The 17,111-nt window shown below is 31.3% G+C and carries 18 protein-coding genes; 6 read left to right on the top strand and 12 right to left on the bottom strand.

Annotated elements, in window-relative coordinates; translation table 11 throughout:
- Positions 1-76: 76 nt before the first annotated feature.
- On the top strand, positions 77-541 hold the full coding sequence (locus tag ACI3VO_RS08955) for a low molecular weight protein-tyrosine-phosphatase (protein ID WP_439757583.1): 465 nt from the start codon (positions 77-79) through the stop codon (positions 539-541).
- 61 nt (positions 542-602) lie between these two features.
- On the opposite strand, the gene ACI3VO_RS08950 is transcribed toward ACI3VO_RS08955, so the two are convergent.
- The 3 genes from ACI3VO_RS08950 to modA all read right to left on the bottom strand — a co-directional run bounded on the left by ACI3VO_RS08950 (position 603) and on the right by modA (position 3,285).
- A complete protein-coding gene (locus ACI3VO_RS08950) occupies positions 603-1,664 on the bottom strand; it encodes a sulfate/molybdate ABC transporter ATP-binding protein (protein WP_439757582.1) in 1,062 nt (353 codons plus the stop codon).
- Positions 1,665-1,666: 2 nt separating this feature from the next.
- Positions 1,667-2,359 (bottom strand): molybdate ABC transporter permease subunit, encoded by a 693-nt coding sequence (gene modB, locus ACI3VO_RS08945; RefSeq protein WP_320626241.1) that lies wholly within the window; start codon positions 2,357-2,359, stop codon positions 1,667-1,669.
- A gap of 107 nt (positions 2,360-2,466) precedes the next feature.
- Positions 2,467-3,285: a molybdate ABC transporter substrate-binding protein gene (gene modA / locus ACI3VO_RS08940; protein WP_439757581.1), complete on the bottom strand. Its 819-nt coding sequence runs from the start codon at positions 3,283-3,285 to the stop codon at positions 2,467-2,469.
- Between the two features lie 402 nt (positions 3,286-3,687).
- Here modA and ACI3VO_RS08935 point away from each other — a divergent pair, with 402 nt between their 5' ends.
- Positions 3,688-4,644: a substrate-binding domain-containing protein gene (locus ACI3VO_RS08935; protein WP_439757580.1), complete on the top strand. Its 957-nt coding sequence runs from the start codon at positions 3,688-3,690 to the stop codon at positions 4,642-4,644.
- An 80-nt stretch (positions 4,645-4,724) separates the two neighbouring features.
- Here ACI3VO_RS08935 and ACI3VO_RS08930 read toward each other — a convergent pair whose 3' ends face one another.
- From ACI3VO_RS08930 to ACI3VO_RS08890, 9 genes are all read right to left on the bottom strand, one after another.
- A complete protein-coding gene (locus ACI3VO_RS08930; protein ID WP_439757579.1) occupies positions 4,725-5,084 on the bottom strand; it encodes a TIGR04086 family membrane protein in 360 nt (119 codons plus the stop codon).
- A gap of 58 nt (positions 5,085-5,142) precedes the next feature.
- Positions 5,143-5,424 (bottom strand): preprotein translocase subunit YajC, encoded by a 282-nt coding sequence (gene yajC, locus ACI3VO_RS08925; protein ID WP_439757578.1) that lies wholly within the window; start codon positions 5,422-5,424, stop codon positions 5,143-5,145.
- Positions 5,425-5,496: 72 nt separating this feature from the next.
- Positions 5,497-6,618, bottom strand: coding sequence for a tRNA guanosine(34) transglycosylase Tgt (gene tgt / locus ACI3VO_RS08920; RefSeq protein ID WP_320924197.1), 1,122 nt, complete (start codon positions 6,616-6,618; stop codon positions 5,497-5,499).
- Between the two features lie 13 nt (positions 6,619-6,631).
- A complete protein-coding gene (locus ACI3VO_RS08915) occupies positions 6,632-7,141 on the bottom strand; it encodes a hypothetical protein (protein WP_439757577.1) in 510 nt (169 codons plus the stop codon).
- Positions 7,142-7,173: 32 nt separating this feature from the next.
- Positions 7,174-8,199, bottom strand: coding sequence for a tRNA preQ1(34) S-adenosylmethionine ribosyltransferase-isomerase QueA (queA, locus tag ACI3VO_RS08910; RefSeq protein ID WP_320625539.1), 1,026 nt, complete (start codon positions 8,197-8,199; stop codon positions 7,174-7,176).
- 95 nt (positions 8,200-8,294) lie between these two features.
- Positions 8,295-9,311 (bottom strand): Holliday junction branch migration DNA helicase RuvB, encoded by a 1,017-nt coding sequence (ruvB, locus tag ACI3VO_RS08905; RefSeq protein ID WP_290691363.1) that lies wholly within the window; start codon positions 9,309-9,311, stop codon positions 8,295-8,297.
- 47 nt (positions 9,312-9,358) lie between these two features.
- Positions 9,359-9,952, bottom strand: a complete 594-nt coding sequence (gene ruvA / locus ACI3VO_RS08900; protein ID WP_439757576.1) for a Holliday junction branch migration protein RuvA — start codon at positions 9,950-9,952, stop codon at positions 9,359-9,361.
- Positions 9,953-9,971: 19 nt separating this feature from the next.
- Complete coding sequence (gene ruvC / locus ACI3VO_RS08895) at positions 9,972-10,469, bottom strand: crossover junction endodeoxyribonuclease RuvC (RefSeq protein WP_320625541.1); 498 nt, start codon at positions 10,467-10,469, stop codon at positions 9,972-9,974.
- Positions 10,470-10,653: 184 nt separating this feature from the next.
- On the bottom strand, positions 10,654-11,229 hold the full coding sequence (locus tag ACI3VO_RS08890) for a hypothetical protein (RefSeq protein ID WP_439757575.1): 576 nt from the start codon (positions 11,227-11,229) through the stop codon (positions 10,654-10,656).
- A 156-nt stretch (positions 11,230-11,385) separates the two neighbouring features.
- On the opposite strand from ACI3VO_RS08890, the gene ACI3VO_RS08885 reads away from it, so the two are divergent.
- From ACI3VO_RS08885 to ACI3VO_RS08870, 4 genes are all read left to right on the top strand, one after another.
- Positions 11,386-11,706 (top strand): hypothetical protein, encoded by a 321-nt coding sequence (locus tag ACI3VO_RS08885; RefSeq protein ID WP_439757574.1) that lies wholly within the window; start codon positions 11,386-11,388, stop codon positions 11,704-11,706.
- A gap of 67 nt (positions 11,707-11,773) precedes the next feature.
- Positions 11,774-12,097, top strand: a complete 324-nt coding sequence (locus ACI3VO_RS08880; RefSeq protein ID WP_439757573.1) for a DUF1540 domain-containing protein — start codon at positions 11,774-11,776, stop codon at positions 12,095-12,097.
- A gap of 304 nt (positions 12,098-12,401) precedes the next feature.
- A complete protein-coding gene (locus ACI3VO_RS08875; RefSeq protein WP_439757572.1) occupies positions 12,402-13,052 on the top strand; it encodes a TetR/AcrR family transcriptional regulator in 651 nt (216 codons plus the stop codon).
- A 32-nt stretch (positions 13,053-13,084) separates the two neighbouring features.
- The coding region (locus ACI3VO_RS08870) for an acyl-CoA dehydratase activase-related protein (RefSeq protein WP_439757571.1) at positions 13,085-17,111 on the top strand (4,027 nt) is incomplete at its 3' end.

Raw genomic sequence — 17,111 nt, 5'->3', positions numbered from 1 at the left:
ATCATACTATAATTTGTCAAAACTTCAAAATTATATTATCATTATTTTCAAATATAAAATAGATAGGAGCACATATATGATAAACATTATGTTTGTATGCCATGGGAATATTTGCCGTTCTCCTATGGCAGAATTTGTACTAAAGGATATGGTTGCAAAACGCAAAATATCTCATAATTTTCACATAGAATCCTCTGCTACTAGTAGAGAAGAAATCGGCAATGATGTACACTATGGAACTAAAAACAAGCTAAAAAAGGTCGGTGTACCTTTTACACCTAGAAGAGCCACTCAAATAACTAAATCAGATTACGATAAATATGATTTTATACTTTGTATGGACAACAACAATATTAGAAATTTATCACGTATTATACCAAATGATAAGGACGATAAAATCAAGCTTTTACTAGATTTTTCAGACAATCCACGAAATATCGCTGATCCTTGGTATACTGGAAACTTTGAAGATACATACAATGATATAATCGAAGGCTGTGAAGCCCTTTTAAATTATATCGAAAAAAATAATATCAAATAATTATGTAAAAGAGTATCGCAAAATAGATTTGAACTTCATTTTGCAATACTCTTTTCTATCTTTAAAAATCGAATACTGAGTTATAATCAAATTTAACCTTTATCATTTGACCGACTTCTACTTTATTTATATATTTATCAACTTCCATCTGTAAGGAAAGATTATTTTCATCTCCTGGATATTTCACATGAATATTATAAGAAAATGAGTTTTCAATTACCTTTACAACCACCATATCGAAAACATTCTTTTCATTTTCCATATTCACTTCGTTATCTTGAATTACCTTCATATGATGAGCTCTTATTCCAACATGAGTTGATTTAGGATTTACATTGCAATCTAAATTACATTTAAATCCCCAATCACTTGCATAAACAGTATGCTCATCTATAACCTCACACGCTGAAACATTCTTACATCCTGTTATTATCGCCTCAGTCATAGATGCTGGATGTACAAATAATTCTTCTTTGGCTCTCTTTGGTAGAGAAAGCCCATTTTCAAAAACTATTATTTCATCACTTATTCTATACGCCTCAGAAATATCATGAGTAACAAACAATGCATTTCCATTGAAATCCTTCAATATTTCACATAATTCATTTTCCATATTACTTCTAAGGTGATAATCTAAAGCAGAAAAAGGTTCATCTAATATCAATATATCGGGATTTAAACATAGAGCTCTAGCTAAAGCAATTCTCTGCTGTTGTCCACCTGATAATTGCCATGGATATCTATCCTCAAACCCTTCTAGCTTAAATTTCTTAAGGTATTCACTAGTTATATCATCTTTTTCTTTTTTAGTAAGATTTTCAATTCCCAATTGTATGTTTTGTTTTACAGACATATGTGGAAATAACGCGTAATTTTGAAATAAAAATCCTACCTTTCTTTTTTGAGTAGGCATATTTATTTTCTTTTCAGAATCAAAAAATACCTTGTCATTCATTATTATTTTGCCTTTGTCCGGTTTTACAATTCCTGCTATACATTTCAACGTCATACTTTTTCCACAGCCAGACTGACCTAGCAAACCTACTATTCCTTTTTCTTGTTCAAATTTTACTTTTAATTTAAAGGAGCCTAAATCTTTTTCTATATCAACATATAAAGACATATCTATTTACCTCCTCTAACTCTTTTACCAACAATATCTTGTTGTTTATCTGACCAAAAGTTCAGTATTAATATCATAATTATAGATATAGCCACAATTGTAGCTACCCATAGCATAGCCCCTTTGTAATTCATAGCTTGCACTTGGAAAAATATAGCAAGCGGCATAGTTTGAGTTCTTCCTGGGATATTTCCTGCTATCATAAGTGTCGCTCCAAATTCACCTAAAGCTCTTGCAAAAGATAACACTACTCCACCTATTATACCTGGCCATGCAAGCGGTACTGCTATCTTATAAAATATCTTAAAATTACTCATCCCTAGAGTTTTAGCTGCTGCGATTAGATTGTCGTCGATTTGCTCAAAAGCAGAACGAGCTGATCTATACATCATTGGAAATGCTACTACAACAGCTGCGATTACAGTTGCTGTCCAAGTAAAAATTATATTTATATCAAAATTCATTAAAAATTTACCTGCTACACCATTTTTCCCAAAAAATATCAATAAAAAGAACCCTAAAACAGTAGGAGGAAGAACAAGTGGTAATGTGAATACACTATCAATCAGTCCCCTCCACTTTCCTTTATAATTTGCAACTAAGTAAGCTGTCACTATTCCTGTAAAAAATGTTATTACAGTCGCTAATAAAGATGTTCTAAGGGAAATCCAAAGGGGTGTTAATCCTGCATTCATGTTGTTCTTCCTCCTCTTAAATTTTATTTCTCTTTACATTCTAATTATATTATAGTATTTAATTTATAACTTACACATATCTTTATTAAAATTTTTTAATTTTAATATTATTCAGCTTTATTAAATCCATATTTTTCTAATATAGCTTGTCCTTCATCACTTAACATGAAGTCTTCAAATTGTTGAGCAGCTTCAGCTTGTTTAGTTTCTTTTAAAACTGCTATTGGATAAGCTATAGTTGAATGAGTATCAGCATCAGTAGTTAAAACTACGTCTAAAGTATCTTCTTGACCCATTGCATCACTTAAATAAACAAATCCAACATCTGCGTTACCTTGTTGTACCCAAGATAAAACTTCTTTAACGTCTTTAGCTAAAACTAATTTATCTTCTACATCACTATATAAGTTAGTATTATCTAAAACTTCTTTAGCATATTTACCAGCTGGAACACTTTCAGGATCACCGATAGCTATTTTTTCAACGTCATCAGTTTTTAAAGCGTCTAATGATTCTACTTTTTCACCTTTAGCAGCAACTAATACTAAGTCATTAGTTAATAATGTTTTTGCAGCATCTTCTGCTACTATTCCATCAGTAACTAATTGATCCATTTGTTTTGCACCTGCAGATATAAATACGTCACAAGGAGCACCTTCTTGTATTTGTTGCATTAATGCACCAGAAGCACCTAAGTTAACTGTTAATTTTACATCAGGATTAACTTCTTTAAATTCTTTTTCAATTTCTACCATAGCTTCTTGTAATGAAGCTGCAGCTGATATGTTTAATTCTATACTTGCTGAATCTCCATCTTGTGCAGAACTAGCAGCACTACTTGCAGATGATCCGCCTGAACTAGAACTACAACCAACTAATCCTAATACTAAGCATAAAACAATACTTAAAATTCCTAATTTTTTCATTTTAACATCTCCTCCTAAAATGATCTACATTGTTTAATAATGTTTTATTATTTTTAAGTTAATTATATATTGTTTAAACTTATTTTTCAACAAATTTACAATATATTTCCATTTACATTAGATGTATTTCACCATAAAATATATATTTATATACTTAATTTTATTATGTTTTATTCCGTTTTAATATTTTATTTTTATAAAGATTGTTATATATTGTTTATTTATTTTTTTAAAGTTCTTTATTATCGTTATATACCATTTCTTAATTAATTTTTTATTTTATATAAATTTCAAACTTTTTTTCATATTTCTATTATCTTTTATGTCATTTTATGTTACATTTAAACATATAGAGATTTTTTTATTGCATATAATTTATACAAAGTGAGGAGGAAGATAAATATGGATTCAACATCACTAACACCTTTGGAAGTTGCTGAAATATTAAAAATAACTAAGAACACAGTATATGAATTAGTAAAAAGAGGAGAAATCCCAGCTTATAAAGTCGGAAGAAAGCTACGTATTGATAAAGAGGATGTAGAAAATTATATAAATAGCCAAAAAAATAATACAACAATGAAACCTATCTCTAAACATAATATAAGCGATGCAAATGTAAGCACTTTAATTAATAGTGCTGAGGTAGATAGTAGAGACATAATAATTTCTGGTCAAGATATGATTTTAGATGTTTTAAGTAGACACCTAGAAGGTAGTATGCAAAATATAAAATCATATAGATCTTACTCAGGAAGCTATAACAATTTATACAACCTTTACAATAATAAAGTCTCTGTCGCTTCATGTCATCTATGGGATTGGGAAACCTCAGAATACAATACTGACTTCGTGAAAAAAATGCTTCCAGGAATTCCTTGCGTAATTATAAATTTAACTTATAGAGTTCAAGGATTTTACGTTAAAAAAAGAAATCCAAAAGATATTCAAGGATGGCATGATTTAAAAAGAAAAGATTTAACATATGTAAACAGAGAAAGAGGATGTGGAGTCAGAGTTTTACTAGATGGAAAACTTCGTACTTTAAATATTCCATCTGACCAAATAAATGGATATGATTACGAAGAAAATTCTCATCTTTCTGTAGCAAGTGCAATTGCAAGAGGAAAGGCAGATTTCGGTATAGGAATTGAAAAAGTCGCACGTCAGATAGATAATGTAGATTTTATTCCTCTTCAAAAGGAAAGATACGACTTAGTCATCAAAAAAGAAAACCTACAAGATCCAGTATATAAAGAAATGCTCAATATTTTATCTTCTGAAAATTTCAAAGCTGAATTAGAAGGAATTGGTGGTTATGATTTAAGAGATACGGGAAAAATAATATCAGAAACATAACCCACCTTTAACTTTTTTAAAAGGAATTGATTAAAGCTACAAATCAATTCCTTTTTTATTTTGTTAAAACATCGTACAAATTAAAAATTAACCCCTATAATTCCTCCTATTCCTCCAGCTAAAGTAGTCAAAATCGTACTATACAGCATACTTATCTCAAAAGAAAAAGTCTCCTTAGCTAAAAAAATCAAAATAATCAAAAATACTATATAAAGAAGTCCCTCCAGTAATCCATATATAAGCCCTTTTTCCTTTATTTGCTTGCATGCATAAAATCCTCCAAAAGCGGAACCAAATGTCGTAATAATAGAAAGAACTAAACCTGTATTATCAGACGATAGCTTTGTAAATGTCAAAAGCGCATTATAAATTAAAATTACGATCAAAGTAAATATGTATGCATACCCGAGACCTTTAAAAATATTTATAACCTTAGACATAAAAAACCTCCCTTCTTAAATATATATATTTAAGTGGGAGGTTTTAAATTCCTAATTATTATTGAATTTCTTTCTTGGATTGAACTGAACCTATAGCCCATTTTTGTATTGGCATTTTAGTTCTACTTGGTCCGAATTCTATAACTACAGTTTCTTCTTCTATTTTTGCTATATTAGCAACAATACCACCTATAGTTATTATAGTATCTCCAACAGCAAGACTATCTCTCATTTCTTTTAATTCCTTGTCTTTTTTTCTTTGAGGTCTTATAAATAAGAAATAGAATATAGCAAATAAAGCTACTATATAAAGTAGTGACCACATTAATTGTTTATTCATTTGATTTCTCTCCTTTAATTTTATTTAGTTAAATATTTTTTATTAAACATAATATATTATATATTAACTGTATTATAATTCATAGCCATATTTTGCAAAAAATTCATCTCTAAAATCTAAAAGTCTATCTTCTCTAATCGCTTGTCTTATTTGTTCCATTAATTTAAGTAAGAATCTTAAGTTGTGTGTAGTTATAAGTCTAGCTCCTAATATTTCATTAGCCTTTACTAGATGTCTTATATATGCTCTTGTATAATTTTTACAGCAGTAGCAATCACATTCAGGATCTAACGGACTAAAATCTCTAGCATAAGTTGCATTTCTAACAACTACCTTCCCTTGACTTGTCATAGCTGTACCATTTCTAGCAATACGAGTTGGAAGTACACAGTCAAACATATCTACTCCCCTAATTACACCTTCTATTAAATCATCAGGTGAACCGACACCCATTAGATATCTTGGCTTATCTGCTGGCATAAGTGGTGTAGTATGCTCTAATATATCGTACATCATAGGCTTAGGTTCTCCAACACTAAGACCACCTATTGCGTATCCTGGTAAATCTATAGCTGTTATTTCCTTAGCTGACTGTTCTCTTAAATCCTTGTACATACCACCTTGGATTATACCGAATAATGCTTGATTTTCTGTATTTTTGTGAGCATCCTTACATCTTTGAAGCCATCTAGTTGTTCTCTCTAGAGAATTCTTTACATATTCTCTATCTGCTGGATATGGAGCACATTCGTCAAATGCCATAATTATATCTGCACCTAAAGCATTTTCAATCTCTATTGCCTTTTCTGGACTTATGAAGTGGCTTGAACCGTCTAAGTGAGATTTAAATGTAACTCCTTCTTCAGTTATCTTTCTAAGTGGTCCTAGTGAAAACACTTGGAATCCTCCACTATCTGTAAGTATTGGTTTATCCCAATTCATAAATTTATGAAGACCACCGGCTTCTTTAACTAATTCGTGACCTGGTCTCATATATAAATGATAAGTATTACTTAAAATTATTTGTGAGCCTATTTCTTTTAATTCCTCTGGTGTCATAGATTTTACAGTTGCTTGTGTTCCAACTGGCATGAATATTGGTGTTTCTATATCTCCATGTGGTGTGTGTAATATACCAAGCCTTGCACCACTTTGTTTGCAAGTCTTTATAAGTTCATAGCTTATCGCACTCATGTTTATGTCTCCTTTAACTATTTTCTTCAGAAATTAATTCTTTATCACTATCATTATTTTCTTTGTCATAATTTTTTATTTTTTTTCTCAAATAATCTCTTATTGCTATTTCTTCATCTCTATTTAAGGCTTCTCCCTTTTTAGGCATTAGGTATTTTTTTATAAAAAATATACCTGCTATAGCCAATACTCCTAGAAGTAAATCTGCAACACCCGCTGTCTTTGGTACTAGAAGTAGCTTTCTAGCAATTGCATAAAGTAAAACCTCTAGTAAAGTCTCTGGCAAATGTAAGCAAAGCATAATAACTAATTCAACACCTATTACAAGTAGTAATATCTGAGCTAAAAAGTCATTAAGCTGATCATAATTTACAGGATGAGCAAAATCAACAATATAAGCGGCATAAATTTCTCTCAAAATATCAAATATGCCTAAAAATATTACTAATAATATAACCATCGATAATAAAATCTCAGAAAAATGTGCTATTTTAATAAAATATTGCTTTACATCTTTATTCATATGCTGTCCCCCTAATTAGGTCAAATTTTCTATTACTTTATAAACATAGCATCTCCAAAGCTAAAAAATCTATATCTTTCTTTAACAGCTTCTTTGTAAGCATTTAATACGTGATCCTTACCTGCTAGAGAACTAACTAGCATTATTAAAGTAGACTCTGGTAAATGGAAATTTGTAATAAGGTTGTCGATAACCTTCCATTTGTATCCAGGATATATGAATATATTTGTCCATCCTGATGTAGCCTTTACTAATCCATTTTCGTCTGCTACTGATTCTATTGTTCTCGTACTTGTTGTACCTACACTTATTACTCTGTGTCCACTAGCCTTAGCTCTGTTTATCTTTTCTGCTGCTTCTTCAGTAACTATATAATACTCTGAATGCATTTGGTGATTTGTAACATCTTCAACCTTTACAGGTCTAAAAGTTCCAAGACCTACATGTAGAGTTATAAATGCTAAATCTACACCCTTTTCTTCTATTTTGTGTAGTAATTCTTTTGTAAAATGTAGTCCAGCAGTTGGCGCTGCAGCAGATCCGTTGTGTTTAGAGTAAACTGTTTGGTATCTTTCTTTTTCTTCTAGCTTTTCTGTTATATATGGAGGTAGTGGCATATTTCCTAATTCATCTAAAATTTCTTCAAATATACCGTCGTATTCGAATTTAACAATTCTCGCTCCATCGTCTCCCATTCCAACTACTTCCGCGATTAACTTTCCTTCTCCAAAAGAAAATCTAGCTCCTATCTTCGCTCTTTTACCTGGTTTAACTAAAGTCTCCCAAGTGTCGTCTTCTGTTCTCTTTAAAAGAAGAAATTCTATCTTTCCTCCAGTTTCGACCTTTGAACCTATAAGTCTAGCAGGTATTACTCTAGTATCATTTAGAACTAAACAATCTCCTGGGTTTAAGTAATCTATTATATCTCTAAATATTTTATGTTCAATTTCGCCTGTTTCTTTATCAAGTACCATAAGTCTAGAGCTAGTTCTGTCTTTTATAGGAACTTGAGCTATTAATTCTTGTGGTAAATCAAAATTAAAATCACTTGTTTTCAATTATATTAACTTCCTTTCTAAATAAATATTTGTCAAAACATACAATTACAATAATATCAAATATTTATTTATTTGTGTAGACTTTTTTGAACCTCTCATTTATTTGGATATTCTATATTTAGATGTTCATAAGCCTTAGGCATGACTGTACGTCCTCTAGGTCCTCTATTTATGAATCCTAATTGAAGTAGATAAGGCTCGTAGACGTCTTCTATTGTATTTCTATCCTCACCTATAGAGGCAGCCAGAGTATCTAATCCAACTGGTCCTCCACCAAATTTGTGAATTATTGTAAGCAGTAATTTTTCGTCTACATCGTCAAGTCCTAGGTTATCCACACCTAATAGCTCTAGAGCCTTAGTAGCAACCTCGTCAGTTATCTTACCATCCGCCTTGACCTGTGCATAATCTCTGACTCTCTTTAGAAGTCTATTGGCGATTCTAGGTGTCCCTCTAGAACGTCTAGCTATCTCAATAGCTCCATTTAAATTAATTTCTGCATCTAATAAATTCGCCGATCTCATAGAAATCTTCGCCAATTCATCGACTGAATAATAGTCTAATTTACATATAACTCCGAATCTATCTCTAAGTGGATTTGTAAGCATACCTGCTCTAGTTGTCGCTCCTATTAATGTAAACTTCGGCAAATCAAGTCTTATACTTCTAGCAGAAGGTCCCTTTCCTATTATTATATCTATACAATAGTCCTCCATAGCAGGGTATAAAACCTCTTCTACACTTCTATTTATTCTGTGTATTTCATCTATAAATAATACATCATTTTCTTCTAGGTTAGTTAAGATTGCCGCCAAATCACCAGCTCTCTCGATAGCTGGTCCCGATGTAATTCTCAAATTTACGCCCATCTCATTTGCTATTATTCCAGCTAGAGTTGTCTTACCTAGACCTGGAGGTCCATATAGTAGTACGTGATCTAATGGCTCATTTCTAGACTTTGCAGCTTCTATAAATATTCCTAGCTGCTCTTTTACCTTTTCTTGTCCTAAATAATCAGATAATACTTTCGGTCTTAGGCTGACTTCAGTTTCACTATCCTCTATCTTCATAGTCGAAGTTATCAACCTATTTTCATCCTCTAAATCAAACATACTTTCATCTCCTTTCCTGTTTTTATATTAAATATATTCATTGCTATTTACTTACTCATTAAATATGTAAGAGATTTTTTAATGATATCCTCTGTTTTTAATCCGTCCTTTTTGAATTTTTGCACTGCCTCCTTCGCCTCGCTAGTAGAATATCCCAATGCAAGTAATGCTTCTAAGGCTTCATCTAATTCAAGTCCTGTTGGCTGTTGATTAAACAATGTAGCTTCAAATTCAGCCGTATCCTTATCTACCTTATCCTTCAGTTCTAAAATTATTCTCTCTGCTGTCTTTTTACCTACACCTGGACACTTAGATAGCTTAGCGATATCCTCGCTCAATATATACGCACTCAATTGCTGTGGAGTTGCAGAAGATAATATTCCAAGGCCTACCTTAGGTCCTATTTTCGATACTGATGTAAGTAATTTAAACATCTCTAGCTCTGTCTTACTGGCGAATCCACATAAGCTCATATCATCTTCTCTAACTATTAATTTAGTAAATATCTTCGCGTTTTTTCCTTTTTGAACACTTTGTGCTGTATAAGTAGAAACATTTATCTCATAACCTATACCGTTATTTTCCAAGATAATTTTATCTAAATATACCTCTTCTATAATTCCTTTTATATAACTGTACATAAATTCTCCTTATAAATTGTTATTTAAAATTCTTTAAAGTTTTTTCCAGTCTATTTGCATGTGCATGACAAACCGCCACAGCTAGAGCATCTGCTACATCATCCGGCTTTGGTATCTCCTTTAACTTCAAAAGAGATGTCACCATCTGCTGTACCTGTATCTTCTGAGCTCTGCCATACCCAACTACACCTTGTTTAACTTGTAGTGGCGTATATTCGTAAATAGGCTTGCCATTATGTGTACATGCAACCATTATAACACCCCTAGCCTGTGCTACTGTTATAGCTGTCTTTACATTTTTATTGAAAAACAGCTCTTCAATAGCAACTTCATCTATATTATAATTCTTTACTAAAATATCTATCCCCTTGTAGACAAGAGCTAATCTCTGGTCAGTAGGCATATTTGCAGGAGTCGTCACTGCTCCATAATCGATAACCTTAAATTTATTATTCTTGTATTCTACTATTCCATATCCAACTATAGCTATCCCTGGATCTATTCCTAAAATAACCAAATCTATCCTCCTAATCGCATTTTTTATACAAACCTATGTTCTAATACATTATTATATCAAATAAAATTAAAGCTTTCACAAATAAACTAAAAAAATAAATATTTCCATAAACATAAAAATATGCTCTCTCAATGCCACCAGCGCGATTTACTGTATAGCATAAAAAGAACATATCTTATATCTATCAGCTTCCTAAATCCTCTAATCTAGAATAAGCTTCTTCTTCATTTTCTAGTATTATGACATTCTTTAACTCATCTTGTACAGATTTTGGAAGAGATTCTATTTGTATTGAAGTTTTTTCTATTAATTCTCTTTGACCCTTTTTGTCGTATTTGAAGACAGTTATATATCCATCTTCTCCTTCCAATGTATACTTGTTGGCTTTAGATAAATCGGTACTATCCTTAGAAGTCTTTAAAATTATTTGGTATTTATTCATAGTCGATACTTCTTTGTCTGGGTATTTTTCTTTTAATATTGCTTTTATTTCATCCTCGGTTTTATTTAATAAGTCCTCAGTTACCTTGCCTAGCATCACTGGTATTTTATCATCATCCTGGAACCATATTTGGCAATACTCGTCTAATTTAAATTTTTGCTTACTAGAAATGCTCTTTGCACTTGATTCTTTAAAATTATTGTTACTTGCCTCAAGAGTCTCGTAGCTCTTAACTCCTATAAAAATACCTCCACTTAATAATACTAATCCTAGTGCTATCAATGATGGAATAATCCAGCGATAATTTTCTCTACTCATTGCATGTATCCTCCTTATATAATATGTAGGAATTTTATTAGTATTTTTGCCATTTTTTTAATCTTTATACATCTACAAATCGATATTTCAGTCTATTTTCAAAATTAATTACATATAAATTAATAATACTTTTATAAAGCTGGAGGTGTATTCAATTTGGAAAATAACACTTATGATATATTAAATAAACTTGACTATCTAGAATTTAGACAAAATTTACTTATTTTAAAAGAGCCTTGTCATAAAGCATCTATATTTTTTGATTTAAACATAAATATTTACCTTGAGATGAAGGAGCTTTCAAAGGAATTTTGTAAAAAAATTGCAAATGGTGAAAAATTAACCTTAGAGGATTATGAAAAATCTATAACAGATATATGGCCTCCTATCAAAAGCTATCCTTCTTCATATTCATTAATAGCAAAATGCTTATTGGATAAAAATTCCTTTAATTTGATAATTAATAATTCCTTTTAATACACATATTTTTTAATATTTTGGAAATACTTCTATTAATGATTAAATTTAATAGGAGGTCAATAATATGGCTAGAATAGGATGTAATGTACTAAATTGCGCTCATAACGATGAAGGTGTCTGTTATGCAAACAGAATATCTGTAACGGGGAAAAAGGCTCACACAAGTAATCACACTTGTTGCTCTTCCTTCTTAGATCAATCTACTTATAGTAATTTAACAAGCAACACTTATACTAATGGTAGCTGTGACTACATAGGATGTAATGTTAAAACATGTACTTATAACGCCAACAATATCTGTAGCTTAGATAATATAACTATAACATCTAATGCCGATGCAGCTAATCTATATTCAGAAACATATTGTTCAAGCTTTAAATGCAAATAATTAATGATCCAATTAAAAATACCCTATACAGATAGATACTTTTTATAGCGTACTCTGTATAGGGTTTATTTTATATTGATATATAAAATTAAAATCACATTATAGATTCATATTAATATTTAACATAAGTTTAACATAAAAAATACAGCTTTCGATTGACAAATAATGGTACAAATAACTATAATGCTTTTATATATGTGAGTATTTACTCACTATTTTTGTGTTTTATATGATGAGTGCTTACTCACTTTATTAATAAAAATTTTATTTTAATATAAAACTTCAAATTTTAGGAGAATTTTAAATGCAATATTCTATTTTAGATTCATATAAGAAAGATATCTTAGAAAATAAGACTATGACCGCTAAGAGAAAAAAAATATTAGAAACTAGCATTGATTTATTCGCTAAAAATGGATACTCAAATACATCGACTAGCGAAATAGCTAAAATTGCAGGTGTAGCTGAAGGTACTATTTTTAAACATTTTGGCACAAAAGAAAACTTACTACTTTCTTCTATTACACCTTTTATATTTGAATATGTTCTACCTGAAATGGTAATAGATTTCAAAAACATAGATGTAAATGATGTTTATACTGACTTTAGATCTTTTATACACAATCTAATATATGAAAGATTTAATTTTTTAAATGAAAATTATAAAGTTGCCCATGTTTTATTTGCCGAAGTACTTTATCGTGAAGAGCTTCGAGTCCAAATTATAGACACATTGATGCCAACTATAATGGATAACTTTAACTCTATACTAGATTATTTTAAATCAAAAAAAATGATAAAAGATATACCAAACGGATTTATAGTTAGGACTATTTTAGCAAATATAGGGGGATACGTCGTACAAAAATATATTTTTAATCCCGATAAAAATTATGACGATGAAAAGGAACTTAAATACATAGAAGATTTAATCGTTAATGCTTTTAGTTTATAATTATTTTGGGTCAGTTTGAGGAGGTTTAATTTATGAAAAAAATATTTAATGTAGGTATAGATGTTGGGTCTACTACAGTTAAAATTGTCGTTTTAGATCAAGACAAAGTAATTTTCAAAAAATATACAAGACATTTTTCTGATGTAAAAAAAGCTGTTAAAGACGTTTTGACAGAAGTATATAATAAGTTTGGGGATATTAGAATCTCTACTGTAGTAACTGGTTCTGGGGGAATAGATATCTCTAAATATCTAGGTTTAAAATTTGTACAAGAGGTAATTTCATCTACAAAAGCAATAGAAACCTTCAATCCAGAAACTGATGTTGTAATTGAACTTGGTGGAGAAGACGCCAAAATAACTTATTTAAGTGGCGGTATAGACCAAAGAATGAATGGTATATGTGCTGGTGGTACTGGTGCATTTATAGATCAAATGGCTAGCTTATTAAAAACAGATGCAGCTGGACTTAATGAAATGGCTAAGGATTATGAGGTTATATATCCTATAGCATCTAGATGTGGAGTTTTCGCAAAAACAGATATTCAACCGTTGATAAACGACGGTGCAAGAAAAGCAGATATAGCTATGAGTATATTCAATGCTGTTGTCGTTCAAACAGTAAGTGTTCTATCTTGTGGTAGAGCTATTGAGGGCAAGGTAGCATTTTTAGGTGGCCCTCTGTACTTCCTATCAGAGCTTAGAACGGCATTTAAAAACGTATTAAATTTAGATGATAAAGATATAGTATTTCCAGAGGATGCTCAGCTATACATAGCTATGGGTGCATCTATACTAGCAAAGGATGAGCCTGATGTAAGTTTATCAGATTTAATAAATAAAATAAAAGAAATTGAAGACGTGAATTTATCTAATTCAGAAGGGTTAGAACCTCTATTTAAAAACCAAGAGGAATACAATGAATTTTTAAATAGACATAATAAATCACAGGTCACTAAAAAGGATTTAAGCGAAGTAAAGGGCAACTGCTTCTTAGGAATTGATGCTGGTTCTACAACTACAAAGGCTGCATTAATAGATGAAGACGGCAACCTAGTTTACACATACTACAGCAGTAATGAAGGTAGCCCACTTCAAACTTCTATAAACATAATAAAAGACATATACAAATGCTTGCCTAATGACGTAAACATAGTTTCTTCTTGTGTTACAGGATACGGTGAAGCATTACTTAAAAAAGCTCTAAAAATCGATTACGGCGAAATAGAAACTATGGCTCACTACAAAGCCGCTAAATACTTTGACCCTGAAGTTGATTTCATACTTGATATAGGTGGTCAAGATATGAAATGCCTTCAAATAAAAAACGGAGTAATCGACAGCATCATACTTAACGAGGCTTGTTCTTCTGGTTGTGGATCTTTCCTTGAAACATTTGCGAAATCACTTTCTATGTCAATTCAAGACTTTGCAAAGGAAGGTACATTCTCACAAAACCCAGTTGACCTAGGCTCTAGATGTACAGTATTTATGAACTCAAGAGTTAAACAAGCACAAAAAGAAGGTGCAACTGTTGCAGATATATCTGCTGGACTTTCTTATTCAGTTATAAAGAATGCCCTATTTAAGGTTATAAAAATAAGAGATTTAGATGAGCTTGGAAAAAATATAGTTGTTCAAGGTGGTACCTTCTACAACGATTTAGTTCTAAGAAGCTTCGAAAAATTAATCGGAAGAAATGTAATCAGACCTGACATATCAGGTATAATGGGTGCATTTGGTGCCGCTTTAATAAGTAAGGAAAAATTTAAAGCAGATCACCAAACAGAATTTTTAAGCTTAGAACAGCTAGAAAACATAAAGGTAGACAGCACAGTACGTAGATGTAAGGGTTGCTCAAATAAATGTCTACTTACTATAAATAAATTCTCAGAAACTGAGATATTTGTATCAGGAAATAGATGCGAAAATGGTGCTGCCCTATACGGTGCAGAAAAATCTGACCCAAATAAAGAAAAGCCTATAAATCTATTTGCCTACAAATACGATAGATTATTTAAACACTATAAACCATTAAAAATAGAAGATGCACCAAGAGGAGAAATAGGTATCCCAAGAGCCCTAAACATGTACGAAGATTATCCTTTCTGGTTTACATTCTTTACTGATTTAGGATTTAAGGTAACCCTATCAGGAAGATCTTCTAAGAAGCTTTACGAAAGAGGTATGACTAGTATAGCCTCTGAAACAGTTTGTTACCCAGGTAAAATGGTTCACGGACATATCCAAAGTCTAATAGACAAGGGTGTCAAAACTATATTCTACCCTGCTGTAACACACGAATATAGAGAAGATAAAACTTCAGATAACCACTACAACTGTCCTGTAGTTATATCTTATTCTGAAATAATTAAAAACAACGTTCCTGATTTAAAGAAAAAGAATATTAAGTTCTTAAATCCATTTATGACTTTAAATGACAAAGAAAACTTAAAAGGAAGGCTTTACCAAGTATTTTCTTACTACTTTGCCGACATGAAGGTCTCAAAAGAAGAAATTAACCATGCTGTAGATGCAGCTACAAAGGAAGAAATGGCGTTCAAAGATGATATAAGACACGCCGGTGAAGAAGCACTTAAGAAAATACAAAAAAACAACCTAAAAGCAATAGTTTTATCTGGTAGACCATACCACCTTGATCCAGAAATCAACCACGGTATGCCAGAGCTAATTAACTCACTAGATATGGCAGTGCTTACAGAAGACAGTATCTGTCACCTTGCTCAAGTACAAAGACCTTTAAGAGTTGTAGACCAATGGGTATATCACTCTAGACTTTATAAGGCGGCTGAATTTGTAAAAAAATACGATAATATCGAACTTGTTCAGCTAAATTCATTTGGTTGTGGTCTTGATGCAGTAACAACAGAGCAAGTACAAGAAATACTAGCTGAAAAATCAAAAATTTACACAGTAATTAAAATAGATGAAGGTAACAACCTAGGAGCAGCAAAAATAAGACTTCGTTCTCTAAAGGCTGCAATGCTAGAAAGAGAAGCCAACAATATAAGCGTTGAAAATATAGAAGAACACAAAATAAATTACACTAAAAACGATAGATTCGATATAAAACGTAAATTATTAGTTCCTCAAATGTCGCCTATACACTTCCAATTTGTAGAAAAAGCTGTAAATTTAAGTGGATGGAATATAGAGGTTCTTCAAGACACTGATAGAGAAATTATCGAAGAAGGCTTAAGATATGTAAACAACGATGCTTGCTATCCAGCTATAATAGTTATAGGTCAATTGATAAGCGCACTTAAATCTGGAAAATATGATTTAAACAATATATCTGTTGCCATGACTCAAACTGGTGGCGGTTGTAGAGCTACTAACTATATAGGCTTCTTACGTAAAGCTATGCATGAAGCAGGCTTCAAGGACATCCCAGTTATCTCTCTAAGCGCTCAGGGACTAGAAGATAATGGTGTTATGGATAATATATCTCTAAAACTTATGAACAGAGGATTTATGGCAGTTGTATATGGAGATTTATTTATGAAGGTTTTATATAGAGTTAGACCTTATGAAAAGGTAAAAGGAAGTGCAAATGCTCTATATGAAAAATGGGTTAAAATATGCATGGACTCACTAAAAGATGCAAAATTATCTACCTTCAGTAAAAATATTAAGAATATAATAAGAGATTTTGACAATCTAGAGCTTCTAGATATCAAAAAACCTAGAGTTGGTCTTGTTGGAGAAATATTAGTTAAATTCCACCCAACAGCTAACAATAATATAGTAGAAGTACTTGAAAGAGAAGGCGCAGAAGCTGTAATGCCTGAAATGACAAACTTCTTCCTATACTCTGCTGTAAACAGCATATACAGAAAAGACCATAAGTTAGAGGGAACAACTAAAGGCAAATTCATGTCAAAATTCTTCATAGGTTTAGTCGGCTTCTACCAAAAAACTTATGTAAAAGAATTGAAAAAGAGCAAGAGATTTACCGCACCTGAAAATATAATAGAATTATCGAAGAAAACTGCTTCATTAGTTTCTATAGGTAATCAAACAGGTGAAGGTTGGTTAC

The sequence above is a fragment of the Intestinibacter sp. genome, from assembly GCF_051866655.1.
GTDB lineage: Bacteria > Bacillota > Clostridia > Peptostreptococcales > Peptostreptococcaceae > Intestinibacter.
Note: the sequence above shows the minus strand (reverse complement) of the source record. Positions and strands in the feature narration are given on the sequence as shown.